The organism is Raoultella sp. T31, assembly GCF_002806725.1.
In the GTDB taxonomy this organism is placed as follows: domain Bacteria; phylum Pseudomonadota; class Gammaproteobacteria; order Enterobacterales; family Enterobacteriaceae; genus Klebsiella; species Klebsiella electrica.
In genome coordinates this window covers 36,351-51,605 of record NZ_PIBO01000011.1, presented here as the reverse complement: position 1 = coordinate 51,605, position 15,255 = coordinate 36,351, and the positions used below count along the sequence as shown (strand labels likewise).

The 15,255-nt window shown below is 57.6% G+C and carries 14 protein-coding genes and 1 pseudogene; 8 read left to right on the top strand and 7 right to left on the bottom strand.

Features of this window, described 5'->3' with window-relative positions; all coding sequences use genetic code 11:
* Positions 1 to 20 precede the first annotated feature (20 nt).
* The 3 genes from gsiB (at position 21) to gsiD (ending at position 3,487) form a co-directional block, all read left to right on the top strand.
* A complete protein-coding gene (gsiB, locus tag CWM52_RS10330) occupies positions 21 to 1,562 on the top strand; it encodes a glutathione ABC transporter substrate-binding protein GsiB (RefSeq protein ID WP_100684018.1) in 1,542 nt (513 codons plus the stop codon).
* Positions 1,563 to 1,653: 91 nt separating this feature from the next.
* Positions 1,654 to 2,574, top strand: a complete 921-nt coding sequence (gene gsiC / locus CWM52_RS10325; protein WP_100684017.1) for a glutathione ABC transporter permease GsiC — start codon at positions 1,654 to 1,656, stop codon at positions 2,572 to 2,574.
* Between the two features lies 1 nt (position 2,575).
* The gene (gsiD, locus tag CWM52_RS10320) at positions 2,576 to 3,487 is read left to right on the top strand and encodes a glutathione ABC transporter permease GsiD (RefSeq protein WP_100684016.1); all 912 of its coding nucleotides are present in this window, start codon (positions 2,576 to 2,578) and stop codon (positions 3,485 to 3,487) included.
* Positions 3,488 to 3,763: 276 nt separating this feature from the next.
* Here the strand turns inward: gsiD and rimO are convergent, their stop codons facing one another.
* Both rimO and CWM52_RS10310 read right to left on the bottom strand, forming a co-directional pair.
* A complete protein-coding gene (gene rimO / locus CWM52_RS10315) occupies positions 3,764 to 5,089 on the bottom strand; it encodes a 30S ribosomal protein S12 methylthiotransferase RimO (protein ID WP_100684015.1) in 1,326 nt (441 codons plus the stop codon).
* Positions 5,090 to 5,217: 128 nt separating this feature from the next.
* A pseudogene (locus tag CWM52_RS10310) lies at positions 5,218 to 5,580 on the bottom strand (MFS transporter); the annotation flags it as partial.
* 141 nt (positions 5,581 to 5,721) lie between these two features.
* On the opposite strand from CWM52_RS10310, the gene bssR reads away from it, so the two are divergent.
* Positions 5,722 to 6,105, top strand: a complete 384-nt coding sequence (bssR, locus tag CWM52_RS10305; protein ID WP_100684092.1) for a biofilm formation regulator BssR — start codon at positions 5,722 to 5,724, stop codon at positions 6,103 to 6,105.
* Between the two features lie 152 nt (positions 6,106 to 6,257).
* Positions 6,258 to 7,346, top strand: a complete 1,089-nt coding sequence (locus CWM52_RS10300; protein ID WP_227521282.1) for a PQQ-dependent sugar dehydrogenase — start codon at positions 6,258 to 6,260, stop codon at positions 7,344 to 7,346.
* Between the two features lie 2 nt (positions 7,347 to 7,348).
* Here CWM52_RS10300 and CWM52_RS10295 read toward each other — a convergent pair whose 3' ends face one another.
* Complete coding sequence (locus CWM52_RS10295; RefSeq protein WP_100684013.1) at positions 7,349 to 7,975, bottom strand: glutathione S-transferase family protein; 627 nt, start codon at positions 7,973 to 7,975, stop codon at positions 7,349 to 7,351.
* A gap of 257 nt (positions 7,976 to 8,232) precedes the next feature.
* Between CWM52_RS10295 and dacC the strand changes: the two genes are divergently transcribed.
* Entirely contained in the window at positions 8,233 to 9,435 is a 1,203-nt protein-coding gene (gene dacC, locus CWM52_RS10290) for a serine-type D-Ala-D-Ala carboxypeptidase (RefSeq protein ID WP_100684012.1), read from the top strand.
* 28 nt (positions 9,436 to 9,463) lie between these two features.
* Here dacC and deoR read toward each other — a convergent pair whose 3' ends face one another.
* A complete protein-coding gene (deoR, locus tag CWM52_RS10285) occupies positions 9,464 to 10,222 on the bottom strand; it encodes a DNA-binding transcriptional repressor DeoR (protein ID WP_100684011.1) in 759 nt (252 codons plus the stop codon).
* 70 nt (positions 10,223 to 10,292) lie between these two features.
* Complete coding sequence (gene ybjG, locus CWM52_RS10280; RefSeq protein WP_100684010.1) at positions 10,293 to 10,886, bottom strand: undecaprenyl-diphosphate phosphatase; 594 nt, start codon at positions 10,884 to 10,886, stop codon at positions 10,293 to 10,295.
* A gap of 326 nt (positions 10,887 to 11,212) precedes the next feature.
* Between ybjG and CWM52_RS10275 the strand changes: the two genes are divergently transcribed.
* A complete protein-coding gene (locus CWM52_RS10275; RefSeq protein ID WP_100684009.1) occupies positions 11,213 to 12,451 on the top strand; it encodes an MFS transporter in 1,239 nt (412 codons plus the stop codon).
* Between the two features lie 46 nt (positions 12,452 to 12,497).
* On the opposite strand, the gene CWM52_RS10270 is transcribed toward CWM52_RS10275, so the two are convergent.
* Entirely contained in the window at positions 12,498 to 13,310 is an 813-nt protein-coding gene (locus tag CWM52_RS10270; protein ID WP_100684008.1) for a Cof-type HAD-IIB family hydrolase, read from the bottom strand.
* Positions 13,310 to 14,512: an MFS transporter gene (locus CWM52_RS10265; protein WP_100684007.1), complete on the bottom strand. Its 1,203-nt coding sequence runs from the start codon at positions 14,510 to 14,512 to the stop codon at positions 13,310 to 13,312. Before CWM52_RS10265 ends, CWM52_RS10270 begins: the two co-directional genes overlap by 1 nt.
* A 158-nt stretch (positions 14,513 to 14,670) precedes the next feature.
* On the opposite strand from CWM52_RS10265, the gene CWM52_RS10260 reads away from it, so the two are divergent.
* On the top strand, positions 14,671 to 15,219 hold the full coding sequence (locus tag CWM52_RS10260; RefSeq protein ID WP_100684006.1) for a TetR/AcrR family transcriptional regulator: 549 nt from the start codon (positions 14,671 to 14,673) through the stop codon (positions 15,217 to 15,219).
* Positions 15,220 to 15,255 lie beyond the last annotated feature (36 nt).

The window sequence follows — 15,255 nt, the reverse complement described above, 5'->3', positions numbered from 1 at the left end:
CAGCCTTTCAGGAGAACAACATGACACAACGTGTATTACGCAGAGGGTTGCTGGCGCTGGTCGTCACGTCAGCGCTGGCGGCAAGCCCGGCTTTTGCCGCGAAAGACGTGGTCGTGGCGGTCGGCTCTAACTTTACGACCCTCGATCCGTATGATGCCAATGACACCCTGTCCCAGGCCGTCGCCAAATCGTTCTATCAAGGGCTGTTTGGCCTGGATAAAGAGATGAAGCTGCAAAACGTGCTGGCGGAGAGCTACACCATCTCGCCGGACGGACTGGTTTACACCATCAAACTCCATTCCGGGGTCAAGTTCCAGGACGGCACCGACTTTAACGCCGAGGCGGTGAAGGCGAACCTCGACCGCGCCAGCAATCCTGATAATCACCTCAAGCGCTACAACCTGTATAAAAATATCGCCAGTACCGAAGCCGTTGATCCGACGACGGTGAAAATCACCCTCAAGCAGCCGTTCTCGGCGTTCATCAATATCCTGGCCCACCCGGCCACGGCGATGATCTCTCCGGCGGCGCTGAAAAAGTACGGCAAAGAGATAGGCTTCCATCCGGTGGGAACCGGGCCATATAAGCTGGACACCTGGAATCAGACCGATTTCGTGAAGGTGACGAAGTTTGCCGGTTACTGGCAGCCGGGCCTGCCGAAGCTGGACTCGATAACCTGGCGTCCGGTGGTGGATAACAACACTCGCGCGGCGATGTTGCAAACCGGCGAAGCGCAGTTCGCTTTCCCCATTCCTTATGAGCAGGCGCCGCTGCTGGAAAAAAACAGCAAGCTGGAGCTGGTGGCCAGCCCGTCTATCATGCAGCGTTACATCAGCATGAACGTGACGCAAAAGCCGTTCGATAACCCGAAAGTCCGCGAAGCTATCAACTACGCCATCAACCGCCAGGCGCTGGTCAAAGTGGCGTTCGCCGGCTATGCGACGCCGGCCACCGGCGTCGTACCGCCATCTATCGCCTATGCCGAGAGCTTCAAACCGTGGCCGTATGACCCGGCGAAAGCCCGCGAGCTGCTGAAAGAGGCCGGTTTCCCTAACGGTTTCAGCACCACGCTGTGGTCATCGCATAACCACAGTACCGCGCAGAAAGTGCTGCAGTTCACCCAGCAGCAGCTGGCGCAGGTGGGGATTAAGGCCCAGTTGACGGCGATGGATGCCGGGCAGCGTGCGGCGGAAGTTGAGGGGAAAGGGCAGAAAGAGAGCGGGGTGCGGATGTTCTACACCGGCTGGTCGGCTTCAACCGGCGAAGCTGACTGGGCGCTGTCACCGCTGTTTGCTTCGCAAAACTGGCCGCCAACCCTGTTCAACACCGCGTTTTATAGCAATCCGCAGGTGGATAAAGATCTGACGGAGGCGCTGAAAACTACCGACGTGAAAGAAAAAACGCGGCTCTATAAAGAGGTGCAGGAGACTATCTGGAAAGAGTCCCCGTGGGTGCCGCTGGTAGTGGAAAAACTGGTTTCGGCGCACAGCAAAAATCTGAGCGGTTTCTATATCCAGCCGGATACCGGGTTTAGCTTCGAGCAGGCGGATTTAGCCCAGTGATGGACGGGACTCAGCCCCTCTCCCGCAGCGGGAGAGGAAGATGGCGTTCATGCTCGTCAGCGGCCGATGGGGATGCCAGCAAGGGGGGACGATGCTCAATTACGTGATTAAGCGTCTGCTGGGGCTGATTCCCACGCTGCTGATTGTGGCGGTACTGGTGTTCCTGTTCGTGCATCTGTTGCCCGGCGATCCGGCGCGATTGATTGCCGGACCGGAGGCCGATGCGCAGGTGGTGGCGATGGTGCGCCAGCAGCTGGGGCTCGACCAGCCGCTGCACGTGCAGTTCTGGCACTATATCACCAGCGTAGTGCAGGGCGATTTCGGCACCTCGATGGCGTCGCGCCGCCCGGTCAGCAGCGAAATAGCCAGCCGGTTTATGCCGACGTTGTGGCTGACGCTGGCGAGCATGAGCTGGGCGGTGGTCTTCGGCATGGCGGCGGGCATTGCGGCGGCGGTGTGGCGTAATCGCTGGCCTGACCGGCTGGGGATGGCGCTGGCGGTGACCGGTATTTCGTTTCCGGCGTTCGCGCTCGGTATGCTGCTGATGCAGGTCTTCTCGGTGGAGCTGGGCTGGCTGCCGACGGTGGGCGCCGACAGCTGGCGGCACTATATTCTGCCTTCCCTGACGCTGGGGGCGGCCGTTGCGGCGGTGATGGCGCGTTTTACCCGCGCCTCTTTTGTCGATGTCCTGCACGAAGATTACATGCGCACCGCGCGCGCCAAAGGGGTCAGTGAGACCCGGGTGGTGCTGAAACACGGTCTGCGCAACGCCATGATCCCGGTGGTGACCATGATGGGACTGCAGTTCGGTTTTTTGCTCGGTGGGTCGATAGTGGTCGAGAAGGTCTTTAACTGGCCAGGCCTTGGGCGACTGCTGGTGGATTCGGTGGAGATGCGCGACTATCCGGTCATTCAGGCGGAAGTCCTCCTCTTTTCGCTGGAATTTATTCTTATTAATTTAGTGGTGGATGTCCTGTACGCCGCCATTAACCCGGCTATCAGGTACAAGTAAGGTGCGATTGCTCAACTGGAGAAGGCAGGCGGTTATTAACGCCATGCCGGGAGTTAGGCCTGGACAAATACGCACGCCGTGGCGTGAGTTCTGGCGGCGATTTCGTCGTCAGCCGGTGGCGATGGGCGCCGGTATATTTGTCCTGCTGCTGATTGCGGTCGCGCTCGTGGCGCCGTGGATAGCGCCGTTCGATGCGGAAAACTATTTTGATTATGACCGGCTCAACGATGGCCCGTCGATGATGCACTGGTTCGGGGTAGATTCGCTCGGGCGCGATATCTTTAGCCGGGTGTTGGTTGGCGCGCAGATTTCGCTGGCGGCCGGCGTGCTGGCGGTGCTGATCGGCGCGGCGATCGGCACCGTGCTTGGTCTGCTGGCCGGGTATTATGAAGGCTGGTGGGATCGCATCATCATGCGCATTTGCGACGTGCTGTTCGCCTTCCCGGGGATCCTGCTGGCGATTGCGGTGGTGGCGGTGATGGGCAGCGGTATGTCGAATGTGATCATTGCGGTGGCGATTTTTTCGATCCCGGCGTTTGCCCGCCTGGTGCGCGGCAATACTCTGGTGCTCAAACAGCAGACCTTTATTGAATCGGCGCGCAGCATCGGCGCCAGCGATATGACGATTCTGTTCAGCCATATTTTGCCCGGTACGGTATCGTCGATCGTGGTCTATTTCACCATGCGTATCGGGGTGTCGATTATCTCCGCCGCCAGTCTCTCTTTCCTGGGGCTCGGGGCGCAGCCGCCGACCCCGGAATGGGGAGCGATGCTCAATGAAGCGCGGGCGGATATGGTGATGGCGCCGCACGTAGCGCTGTTCCCGGCGATTGCGATTTTCCTGACGGTGCTGGCGTTTAACCTGCTGGGGGACGGCCTGCGCGATGCGCTGGATCCGAAGATAAAGGGGTAAGGTGCGACTCCCCGGTGGCGCTGGCGCTTACCGGGGCTACGGATTGGTGCGGGTTAGTGCGGATGAGCGGGGTTTTGTCGCCCGGCTCGGGTGCGATGCGCTGGAGTCGAAGATAAAGGGGTAAGGTGCTGTTCCCCGGTGGCGCTGGCGCTTACCGGGGCTACGGGCAAGTGCGGGTTAGTGCGGATGAGTGCGGGGATGAATACGGATGAGTGGGGTTTTGTAGCCCGGATCAGGCGCGTGAGCGCCGCAATCCGGGGATAAGAGGGCGTGGGATTAAACCCGGCTGCCCCACAGGTCGTATTCGTCGGCATGTTCGACTTTCACCCGGACGACATCGCCAGGTTTGACCTTCGTTTCGCCGTTCAGGTAGACCGCGCCGTCGATTTCCGGCGCATCGGCCATACTGCGGCCAATGGCGCCTTCTTCGTCCACTTCATCGATCAGTACCGTTATCTCGCGGCCGATTTTCTCCTGCAGGCGCTCGGCAGAGATCTGCTGTTGCAGCTGCATAAAGCGGTTCCAGCGCTCTTCTTTCACCTCTTCAGGCACCTGATCCGCCAGCTCGTTAGCGGTTGCGCCTTCAACCGGGCTGTACTTAAAGCAGCCTACGCGGTCAAGGCGAGCCTCTTTCAGGAAGTCGAGCAGCATCTGGAAATCTTCTTCCGTCTCACCCGGGAAGCCGACGATGAAGGTCGAACGCAGGGTCAGGTCAGGGCAGATTTCACGCCACTGTTTGATGCGCGCCAGCTGACGGTCGGCAGAACCCGGGCGTTTCATCAGTTTCAGAATACGCGGGCTGGCATGCTGCAGCGGGATATCCAGATATGGCAGAATTTTACCTTCCGCCATCAGCGGGATCACGTCATCAACGTGCGGGTACGGATAGACGTAGTGCAGACGGACCCAGATCCCCAGTTTTGCCAGCTCTTCACACAGGCTGACCATGCTGGTTTTTACCGGCGCGCCGTTGTGGAAACCGGTGCGGTGCTTCACATCGACGCCGTAGGCGGAGGTATCCTGAGAAATGACCAGCAGCTCTTTGACGCCGGCATCGGCCAGGCGTTTGGCTTCGGACAGCACTTCACCAATCGGACGGCTGACGAGATCGCCGCGCATCGACGGGATAATGCAGAAGGTGCAGCGATGGTTACAGCCTTCGGAAATTTTCAGATAGGCGTAATGACGCGGCGTCAGCTTCACGCCCTGTTCCGGCACCAGGCTCAGGAACGGGTTGTGTTTAGGCTTCGGCGAATAGTGATGGACATGCTCCAGAACCTGCTCATAGCTGTGCGGCCCGGTTATCTCCAGCACTTTCGGATGCACTTCGCGAATCTGGTCTTCTTTCGCTCCCAGGCAGCCGGTCACAATAACTTTGCCATTTTCTTTTAACGCTTCGCCAATGGCTTCCAGGGACTCCTGAACGGCGCTGTCGATAAAGCCGCAGGTGTTGACGATAACCATATCGGCATTGTCGTAGGTGGGAACCACGTCATAACCTTCGGTACGCAGCTCGGTCAGGATGCGTTCTGAGTCGACGAGGTTTTTCGGGCAGCCCAGAGAGACAAAGCCGATTTTCGGCTGATGCGTTACATTGCTCATAGTTTAAAAAGTGTTCGATTATTGGAATGGTCAGGGCAGGAATTTTACAGATCTTTATGAAAAAGAGTATAGCCACGGTGTGACAGATGATGAAAAAGCCCGGGAGATCCTCCCGGGCGGATGGTTTGCTATGGCTGCGCGACGCCTCCTGTCGGTGCCGCACCTGGGGCGGTGGGTTCTCGCGTATCGCGTAGGGTGAACATCGATATCAGGGTGAAGAGTCCGGTGATGCTGCCGAGAATATAATAAGTATGCGCGCAGCCGATGGTGTCATACAGGTAGCCGGCCAGCGGCGAGTAAATCGCGTTGGCGATGAAGGCCAGAATCCCGTACCCGCGGTTGCCTTCTTTCGGGGTAAGGAACGGCAATGAGAAGTACTGCGCAAACTGCCTGTCGTAGGTGTCATAAATCTGCGTGACGAATAAGGTAAAGATCAGCAGCATTGAGAACTGCCTGGTTTTCGCCAGCTCCAGCGCATGGGAGAGCTGCAGGCGCGCCGGTAGCGATTTTGAACATACATGTAACATTGTAAATGATGTTAATTAACCAGGAATTATTGACCTCGCGCATCCTTTTGTACAAAAAATAGCCATATTCTGATAATGGTAATGGATGACAGAGGAGGAACCATGATGAGCGTTGACAGACTGTATCGTAACCTTCTGAATAAGCTGATTAATGCCAATATTGATCTCCACGCTTATTTGCAGTTACGCAAAGCGAAGGGCTATATGTCAGTCAGCGAAAATGAGCATCTGCGTGATAACTTGTTCGAACTGTGTGGTGAAATGCGTGAACACGGGCTGCGGTTGCAGCACGAGCTTGCACCGGAGGAAAAGGATGCACTCCGTCTTGCGGGTGGAGCCATCGCGTCTGCGGCGGTTTGCCTGATGAGCGGGCATCATGACTGCCCGTCATATATTGCGGTTAACGTAGAGACGCTAGAACGCTGTCTGGCTGAGCTGACGATGAATATTCATAAACTGAATAAACGAGCGTCAGTGACCCACGTCTGAATTCAGGGGGAGGCGAACTCCCCCTGCTTAATGTTATGTAAAAATCCCTTCCTGATTTGCCTCGCTGGCTACTCTTAGCGCATTACCGAAAGTATTACCGAAAGTATTGCCGATGAAAGGAGAATGCTATGCGCCAGGTCGCCATTTCGCTGATGCTCGCCACCCTGCTGTTTCCCGCCGTGACCCTTGCCGGGAAGGTACGCGTCGAGGTCTTGCAAAATCAGCTTGCGCATCCGTGGGCGCTGGCCTTTTTGCCCGATGACCAGGGAATACTGATAACCCTGCGTTCAGGCGAACTGAAGCGCTGGCGGCAGGGGGAAGGTCTTTCGGCCGCGATAACCGGCGTCCCCACGGTGTGGGCCAGCGGCCAGGGCGGGTTGCTTGACGTGGCGCTGGCCCCGGATTTTACCCGCTCCCGCCGGGTCTGGCTGAGCTTTGCTGAAGTCGGCGATGAGGGTAAGGCCGGTACCGCCGTGGGCTACGGTCGTCTGAGTGACAACCTTCAGCATCTGGAGCATTTTCAGGTCGTCTTCCGCCAGCAGCCGAAGCTCTCCACCGGCAACCATTTCGGCGGGCGGCTGGTTTTCGATGGGAAAGGATATTTATTCATCGGGCTGGGCGAAAATAACCAACGCCCCACGGCCCAGGATCTGGATAAACTGCAGGGAAAAGTGGTGCGCCTGAACGAAGACGGCACAGTCCCTGCCGATAATCCTTTTGCTGATCGCGCGGGGGCGAGGCCGGAAATCTGGTCTTATGGCATCCGCAATCCGCAGGGGATGGCGATGAATCCCTGGAGCGCTACGCTGTGGCTCAACGAACACGGGCCGCGCGGCGGCGATGAGATCAATATTCCGCGCAGGGGCAAAAACTACGGCTGGCCGCTGGCGACGCACGGGGTCAACTACAGCGGCCTGCCGATTCCCGAAGCGCAGGGCACGGCGGTCGCCGGAACCGAGGCGCCGCTTTTCGTCTGGAAGCGTTCTCCGGCGGTGAGCGGGATGGCGTTTTATGCGGCGCAGACTTTCCCGCAGTGGCAGCACAAGCTATTTATCGGGGCGCTGAAGGACCAGTCGCTGATTGTTCTGAAGGTGGATGGCGATAAGGTGCGCGAAGAGACGCGCCTTCTGCGCGATCGCGGCAAGCGTATTCGCGATGTGCGCGTCGGACCCGACGGCTATCTGTATGTGTTAACCGACGAGTCCAACGGCGAACTGCTGAAAGTGAGCCCGGCCGAATAGCATCAGGTGACCGGAATCATCACCACATCGCGCCACGCCTGGCGTTCATGAAGCTGCTGATACCAACGCTGCAGGTGCGGACGCGGCTGCCAGGTGTCCACTATCTCCATCAGGTTATAAACGAACGGCGCCACGGCGATATCGCCGAGGCCAAAGGCCTCTCCGGACAGCCAGGCAGAGGTGGCCAGTTCAGCGTCAAGAATAGCGAAAAGCGCTTCACAGGCGGCAATACCGGCGGCGATGACTGCCGGATCGCGCTTATCCTCTGGCGTTCTCACCAGTCCCATCAACACCGGACGGTGGGCGGGAGAAAGCGAACCGTTCGCCCAGTCCATCCATTTGTCGCTCTGCGCGCGCTGGCGCGGCGAAGCGACCCATAAACGGTCCTGACCATACTCGGCGGCCAGATAGCGAATAATGGCGTTCGATTCCCAAAGGACGAGGTCACGGGCATCATCTTTCAACAGCGGCACCAGACCGTTCGGGTTCATCGCCAGATATTCCGGGTCATGATTTAAGCCAAACTCCAGCCCTGCCATAATATGCTGATATGGAAGCTCCAGCTCCGCCAGCGCCCAGCGTACTTTCTTCACATTCGTCGAGTTATTTCTGCCCCATAGCGTAATCATATCGGTTCCTGCCTGTTATTGAGCCGTCGTTGCATCATGGTAAGCAATCATGTTGGAATAAACATAATATTTAGGCAATCATGATCAAAAAAAATTGCTCTGTTTTCAGCAGGGAGCGAGGTTATTGCGTAAACTTTAAAAACTTTACCAACTCGCTGTTTCTTTAAGGTCATTTGTACGCTTTACTCACCGGTTGCTGCTGCGCCGATAGAGTGTTGCGGCATATTTTGTTTGGAAAGGATACTTGGGTGGCTCTTATGACGCATGACGCTTTTTCCCTTCGCGGCCTCGTGGCAGGCTGCGCGCTTCTCGTTCTTGTCGCACCTGCGGTGCAGGCTGCGGAACAACTCCCCGATGCCCCGTCGATCGACGCCCGAGCCTGGATCCTGATGGATTACGCCAGCGGTAAAGTGCTGAGCGAGGGCAACGCCGATGAAAAACTCGACCCGGCGAGTCTGACCAAGATAATGACCAGCTATGTCGTCGGGCAGGCGCTGAAGGCGGGCAAGATTAAGTCCACCGATATGGTCACCGTCGGTCGCGATGCCTGGGCTACCGGTAACCCGGCGCTGCGCGGGTCATCGGTGATGTTCCTTAAACCAGGGATGCAGGTTTCGGTCGAAGACCTGAATAAAGGCGTGATTATCCAGTCCGGTAACGATGCCAGCATCGCGATCGCCGACTATGTGGCAGGGAGCCAGGATGCATTCGTCAGCCTGATGAATGGCTATGCGCAAAAGATGGGGCTGACCAACACCACCTTTATGACCGTGCACGGCCTGGATGCGCCGGGCCAGTTTAGTACCGCGCGCGACATGGCGCTGCTGACCAGGGCGATGATTCATGACGTCCCCGAAGAGTACGCCATTCATAAAGAGAAAGAGTTTACCTTCAATAAGATTCGTCAGCCGAACCGCAACCGTCTGCTGTGGAGCTCAAACCTCAACGCGGATGGCGTCAAAACAGGGACCACCGCCGGCGCAGGCTACAACCTGGTCTCCTCGGCAACCCAGGGAGACATGCGTCTGATTGCCGTGGTGCTTGGCACCAAAACCGATCGTATTCGTTTTAATGAATCCGAAAAGCTGCTGACCTGGGGCTTCCGTTTCTATGAAACCGTGACGCCGATTAAACCGGATGCCACCTTTATCACCCAGCGCGTCTGGTTTGGTGACAGCAGCGAAGCCAAACTCGGGGCGGGCGAAGCCGGCTCGATTACCCTGCCGCGCGGCCAGCTGAAAAACCTGAAAGCCAGCTATACCCTGACGGATACGCAGCTGACGGCGCCGCTGAGCAAAGGGCAGGTGGTCGGGACCATCGACTTTAAACTCAATGATAAAACTATCGAGCAGCGCCCGCTTATTGTCATGGAAGCGGTCAATGAAGGCGGCTTCTTTAGCCGGATGATGGACTTCGTGCTGATGAAACTGCACGGCTGGTTCGGTAGCTGGTTCTCGTAATCAACAGGCCGCGCCCTGCGGGGCGCGGTCAGTACAGCAGTGAAATCTGTTTTTCTTTCGCCAGCGCAAGCAGATTCTCATCCGGGCAGACATCGCTGGCAATCACATCAAAACGCGATAAATCGCCCATTCGCGCTGGTCTGACCTTGCCAAATTTACTGTGATCGACAACCAGCACGTGGTAGCGCGCGCTGCTCATCGCCCAGTGTTTAACCGGCAGTTCCTCGAGGTTATAGCAGGTGGCGCCCTGCGCGCAGTCGATCCCGGCCGCCGAGTAGAAGGCAATGTCCGGGCACAGATGGCCGAGGGTATCCTGCAGGCTGAGTGGTTTAAAAATGGCATTGCTGGCATGGAACTCGCCGCCGCAGAGAATGGCCCGACACTGCGGTTTTTCCTGCAGCGCCAGAAAAGTGTTCAGCGAATAGCAGACGCCGGTAAAAGGCAGGGCGTTATCAATCGCGTCAATGATCCAGGGCGTGGTTGTTCCACAGTCGAAAAAGGCCATCTGATGGGCTTCAAGCAGCGCGGCAGCGTGACGGGCGGCACGGCGTTTTTCATCCACCAGACGAGTTTTCTGGTCGCTGAGCAGGTAATGGGGTGCGCTGCGTGGCTCCAGAACGATATAACCGCCTAACAACACCACCGGGCCATTATGGCCGTTCAGGTCGCGACGAATGGTCATTTCTGATACGCCAAGCAGCGCGGCGGCCTCTTTTAGATGAAGCTTATCGCTGCGCTTGAGCGCCTGAATGAGCTGGCTGATGCGTTCATCACGACGTGTTTCCATATTCCCTCTACGCTGAAATCGCCCGGCATCGGCAGGGCGTCAGTGGGCAATTTTACCTGCCCGGAGAGGGTTAGTCACGCACCCAGCCTTTACGAATCGGCAGGGAGAAGCAAACCCGGTACAGCTGCTGCAGAGATTGATACAGCGCCTGGCCACCGGCCGGCCACAGTAGTCCGGCGGCCAGACAACCGCACATCCCGGTCAGCAGGCCGCCCAGCATATCCAGCGGCCAGTGAACGCCAAGATAGACGCGGGACCAGGCGATCGCCGCAGCGGTCGTCAGCAGCGCGATCCCGGACCACAGGCGATGCCAGAACAAGAAAGCCAGCGCAAAGGTAAAGCTGATGGTGCCGTGATTGCTGGGGAAGGAGTTATTCGGCGCGTGATGCAGGAACTGATAGCCGACGCCTGCGGCAAACGGGCGCTCATGCGGGAAGAGCAGGCCAGAAAGCCATGACAGACTCAGGCTAATCGCCAGCGCGAGGCACACTTTAAACACCAGTTGCCGCTGGTTTGGCCCCCAGAGCCACAGCGCAGCGGCCAACAGAGGCACAATCAGAATCACCTGTTTGGCAATGAAGGTCGCCAGTGCGATGAGCCACGAGGGTGAGGCGGGGGTGGCGTTGATTAAGGCAAACAGCGTGTCGTTGATATTTTCCAGCATAGATTCAGACTCTTGGTATCCGATAGCAATCAGCCGCCCACCTTAAAAAACGGTGGCGATAAATTAAAGCAGTATTGTCTTAATTATCAGCTTGTTAAGAAGCTGCTGGCGCGGCATGCCGTGGCGAAGATGTCGCAGGGAATGAGTATATCGTCTGTAACCTAATTGAAATATAAACGAAATATAGACAGGTTTAATTAAAATGGCGGTGAGATCGGCGGGCGAAAGGCGCATTGCGCTATTTTTCATTGTCACTCACAATTCACTATCTCCTCCGCAAGACTTTCATTAGACTTTGCGCGATTTTTGTTTAACTAAGAGATTGCATGCAGAATTATTCGCTTTCAGGCAAACGCCTCGGACGGCAGGCGCTTTTGTTCCCGCTCTGCCTGGTGTTATACGAATTTTCCACTTATATCGGTAACGATATGATCCAGCCGGGAATGCTCTCGGTGGTGGAAGAGTTTCAGGTAGGCAATGAATGGGTGCCGACCTCGATGACCGCCTATCTCGCCGGCGGCATGTTTTTACAATGGCTGTTGGGACCGTTGTCGGATCGGATCGGCCGTCGCCCGGTGATGCTCACCGGGGTGGTGTGGTTTATCGTCACCTGCCTGGCCACTCTGCTGGCGCAGACCATTGAGCAGTTCACGCTGCTGCGCTTTTTGCAGGGGATTAGCCTGTGCTTCATCGGCGCGGTGGGGTATGCCGCCATTCAGGAGTCGTTTGAGGAGGCGATGTGTATCAAAATCACCGCCCTGATGGCGAACGTTGCGCTGATTGCCCCGCTGCTCGGTCCGCTGGTGGGGGCGGCGTGGGTGCACATCCTGCCGTGGGAAATGATGTTCGTGCTGTTTGCCGTGCTGGCTGCCGTCGCCTTTTTTGGCCTGCAGCGCGCGATGCCGGAAACCGCGACGCGGATGGGCGAGAAGCTGTCGATGAAAGAGCTGGGCCGCGACTATGGCCTGGTGCTGAAGAATCTGCGTTTCGTCGCCGGCGCGCTGGCGACCGGGTTTGTCAGCCTGCCGCTGCTGGCGTGGATTGCCCAGTCGCCGGTGATTATTATCAGCGGGGAAAACGCCACCAGCTATGAGTATGGCCTGCTGCAGGTGCCGATTTTCGGCGCGCTGATTGCTGGTAACCTGGTGCTGGCGCGACTGACCTCGCGGCGCACGGTGCGCTCGCTGATTATTCTCGGCGGCTGGCCGATTATGTTCGGGCTGCTGCTCTCTGCGGTGGCGACGGTGGTATCGAGCCATGCTTATTTGTGGATGACCGCCGGGCTGAGCGTCTACGCCTTCGGGATCGGGCTGGCGAATGCCGGGTTGGTGCGCCTGACGCTGTTTGCCAGCGACATGAGCAAAGGTACGGTTTCGGCCGCGATGGGGATGCTGCAGATGCTGATTTTTACCGTCGGCATAGAGATCAGTAAGCATGCGTATGAGCAGGGGGGGAGCGGGGTATTCAGCCTGTTCAACTTGCTCAGCGGCGTGGTGTGGCTGGCGCTGATTGTCTATTTTCTCAAAGACAAGCACGTCGGAAACTCCAACGACCCGCAGGCATAACGTCGGGCGTTCCGGGTGGGGCACGGCTGCCGCACCCGGGCGAAAATCAAGCGAACGGCGCTTCGCGATTCAGCACTTTGTCGATGACGTGCAGCACACCTTCTTCATTGTTATGCGGTGCATCGTAGCGGGCGACGGCTTTCACCGGCGCTGCTGCGTTGGCCATGGCAAAGCCAAACCCGGCATGTTGCAGCATTTCAATATCGTTTCCGCTGTCGCCAAAGGCGACGACTTCATGATTCTCAATGCCCCAGCGCTGTTGCAAAATACGCAGGCCGTTGGCTTTGTGCACACCGGGAATAATCAGGTCGATACTGCCGTAGCCGGTTGCCACGGCGGTCACCATATCGCCCAACGCCGCGTGTAGCTGCGGCTGGATTTGTGCAATCAGATGATCGGGCACGTTGAGGCCGAATTTCAGTATCACGTCATCGATATGGTTGAAGTCATCCACCAGCTGCAGGCGATGATAATATTTCGCGGCGACCGTCTTTAACTCATCGTTATAGCGATTCAGGGTATACGCGCTGCCTTTGCCGCAGGCGATGATTTCAATATTGGTCAGCGTCTGCAGATAGTCGATGACGGTGTGGAAATGATCTTTCGGCAGCTGACAGTTAAAAACGTCATCGCCGGCGCTGACCACCCAGCCGCCATTTTCGGCGACAAAGGCTATCTCGTGGGCAATGTCCGGAAAAAATGAAATCAGCTGGTAATACTGGTTGCCGCTGGCAACGACAAAACGAATATTCTGCTCGCGCATACGCTGATACTGGTTCAGAAAGCGCGAGCGATTGTAGGTTTTGGCATCGCTTAAGAAGGTACCATCCATGTCTACCGCAATCAGTTTGATGCTCATTAACTGTTCTCCATGACAGGTTCAGGTTGTGGTTTTGCTACCGCTCTGGCGACCAGTGCCGCCACCATGACCAGACCCAGCACTACCATCATGGCGCTGCGCAGGCCGAAGTGTTCACCAAGGAAGCCCAGCAGCGGCGGCCCGACCAGGAAGGCAAGATAGCCGGTTATCGCCACCACGCTGACGCGCTTCGGCGCATCGGGACCGGTGTCGCTGGCGGCGGAAATGGTCAGCGGAAAACCGAGCGATGCGCCAAGTCCCCACAGCAGTACCGAGACGCCGGCTATCCACGGGTTGTCGACAAAGATAATCAGGCCAATGCCCAGCGCGCCCATGACGGCGCTGGCACGGACTACCGTGACCCGGCTGTAGCGATCGATAAACCAGCCGCCGGTAAAGCGGCCTAGTGTCATCCCGAGGGTGAAACCGGCGTAAATCAAGGAGCCAGAGGTGGGGCTGAAGCCGTGGCCGTCCACCATCAGCAGCGGCAGCCAGTCGTTGGCGGATCCTTCAGCAAAGGCCATCGCCAGCACCACAACGCCAATCAGCAACAGCTGAACATCACGCCATACCGGCAGACCTTTTTCCTCATGATGCGCGCTTTCAGCCGCATTTTTTCCGGTCCCATCAGGGATGGCGCGAATCGCTATCGCAATCGGGGCAATCGCCACCAGCGCGGCCAGCAGAATATGCGGCGCGGCGGGCAGACCAAAACTGGTCACCGCCATTCCCACGCCGGCACCGAACAGCGTACCGAAGCTGTAAAACCCGTGCATCATCGGCAGCACGGTTTTATTCATTTCGCGCTCGACGGCGGCGCCTTCGACGTTAATGGCCACCTCCGCCGAACCGAAGCTGGCGCCGAAAATGGCCAGCCCGATGGCAAACAGGACCGCCGAGGTGAGCCATAGCGCCACGCTGAGTACCATCATGCCGACCACGGCGCACGACATGGTGGTGCGAATCACCTTGCGGGTGCCAAAACGTTTGACCAGCCACGCCGAGCAGAGAATCCCGCTCATCGAACCAATCGACAGGCCAAATAAAACGATGCCCATTTCCGCCGTTGACAGCGTCAGCAGGTCACGGATCGCCGGAGTACGGGTAGCCCATGAGGCCATCAGCAATCCAGGGATAAAGAAGAACATGAAGAGGGCCCAGAGTCGGAGCTGTAAAGCCCGGCGGGAGGTTTGCGCTGTCATCCGTAAACGCCTGTGAATGAGAAGATGGAGACAACAGTAGCAAGATTGTGTACATTTGTACATATTCTTCAGCATGCGTATTCGGGCAAGGACCGGGCGCCAGGGAGCGCGACATTGCTGCCGACAGCATGTGCATGACAGCGACTAAGAGGAAAGATATGGCCCGTCGACCGAACGATCCGCAGCGCCGGGAGCGCATTTTGCAGGCGACGCTGGATACCATTGCCGCCCACGGGATCCACGCGGTCACCCATCGTAAAATTGCCAGCTGCGCGGAGGTTCCGCTAGGCTCGCTGACCTACTATTTCAGCGGCATTGACGCGCTGATAGAAGAGGCGTTTCGCATTTTTACCCGCGATATGTCCGCGCAGTACCAGCAGTTTTTTACCGCGGTCCGCAGCCGTGAAGAGGCCTGCGATGCCATTGCCGAGCTGATCTTCAGCGCCCAGGTGACGACCGCGCGAAATATGGAGTTGATGTATCAGCTGTATGCGTTTTGCAGCAGCCAGCCGGCGCTGAAGGCGGTGATGCAGCACTGGATGCAGCGCAGCCAGCAAACCCTGGAGCAGTGGTTTGAACCGGAGACGGCTCGCGGGCTGGATGCATTTATCGAGGGAATGACCCTGCATTTTGTCACCGATAGCGCGCCGTTCTCAAAGCAGGCTATCCGCCTGATGGTCGGACGGCTGGCCGGAGAGGGGCAATAGCCAGATAAAGCGCTCTACGCCGAGGTATTGCGAGAT

Excerpts from the sequence above, each read along its gene's own strand:
- gsiB (WP_100684018.1), top strand. The coding sequence starts at position 21 with ATGACACAACGTGTATTACGCAGAGGGTTGCTGGCGCTGGTCGTCACG.
- gsiC (WP_100684017.1), top strand. The coding sequence starts at position 1,654 with ATGCTCAATTACGTGATTAAGCGTCTGCTGGGGCTGATTCCCACGCTG.
- rimO (WP_100684015.1), bottom strand. The coding sequence starts at position 5,089 with ATGAGCAATGTAACGCATCAGCCGAAAATCGGCTTTGTCTCTCTGGGC.
- bssR (WP_100684092.1), top strand. The coding sequence starts at position 5,722 with ATGAGCGTTGACAGACTGTATCGTAACCTTCTGAATAAGCTGATTAAT.
- CWM52_RS10300 (WP_227521282.1), top strand. The coding sequence starts at position 6,258 with ATGCTCGCCACCCTGCTGTTTCCCGCCGTGACCCTTGCCGGGAAGGTA.
- CWM52_RS10295 (WP_100684013.1), bottom strand. The coding sequence starts at position 7,975 with ATGATTACGCTATGGGGCAGAAATAACTCGACGAATGTGAAGAAAGTA.
- dacC (WP_100684012.1), top strand. The coding sequence starts at position 8,233 with ATGACGCATGACGCTTTTTCCCTTCGCGGCCTCGTGGCAGGCTGCGCG.
- deoR (WP_100684011.1), bottom strand. The coding sequence starts at position 10,222 with ATGGAAACACGTCGTGATGAACGCATCAGCCAGCTCATTCAGGCGCTC.
- ybjG (WP_100684010.1), bottom strand. The coding sequence starts at position 10,886 with ATGCTGGAAAATATCAACGACACGCTGTTTGCCTTAATCAACGCCACC.
- CWM52_RS10275 (WP_100684009.1), top strand. The coding sequence starts at position 11,213 with ATGCAGAATTATTCGCTTTCAGGCAAACGCCTCGGACGGCAGGCGCTT.
- CWM52_RS10270 (WP_100684008.1), bottom strand. The coding sequence starts at position 13,310 with ATGAGCATCAAACTGATTGCGGTAGACATGGATGGTACCTTCTTAAGC.
- CWM52_RS10265 (WP_100684007.1), bottom strand. The coding sequence starts at position 14,512 with ATGACAGCGCAAACCTCCCGCCGGGCTTTACAGCTCCGACTCTGGGCC.
- CWM52_RS10260 (WP_100684006.1), top strand. The coding sequence starts at position 14,671 with ATGGCCCGTCGACCGAACGATCCGCAGCGCCGGGAGCGCATTTTGCAG.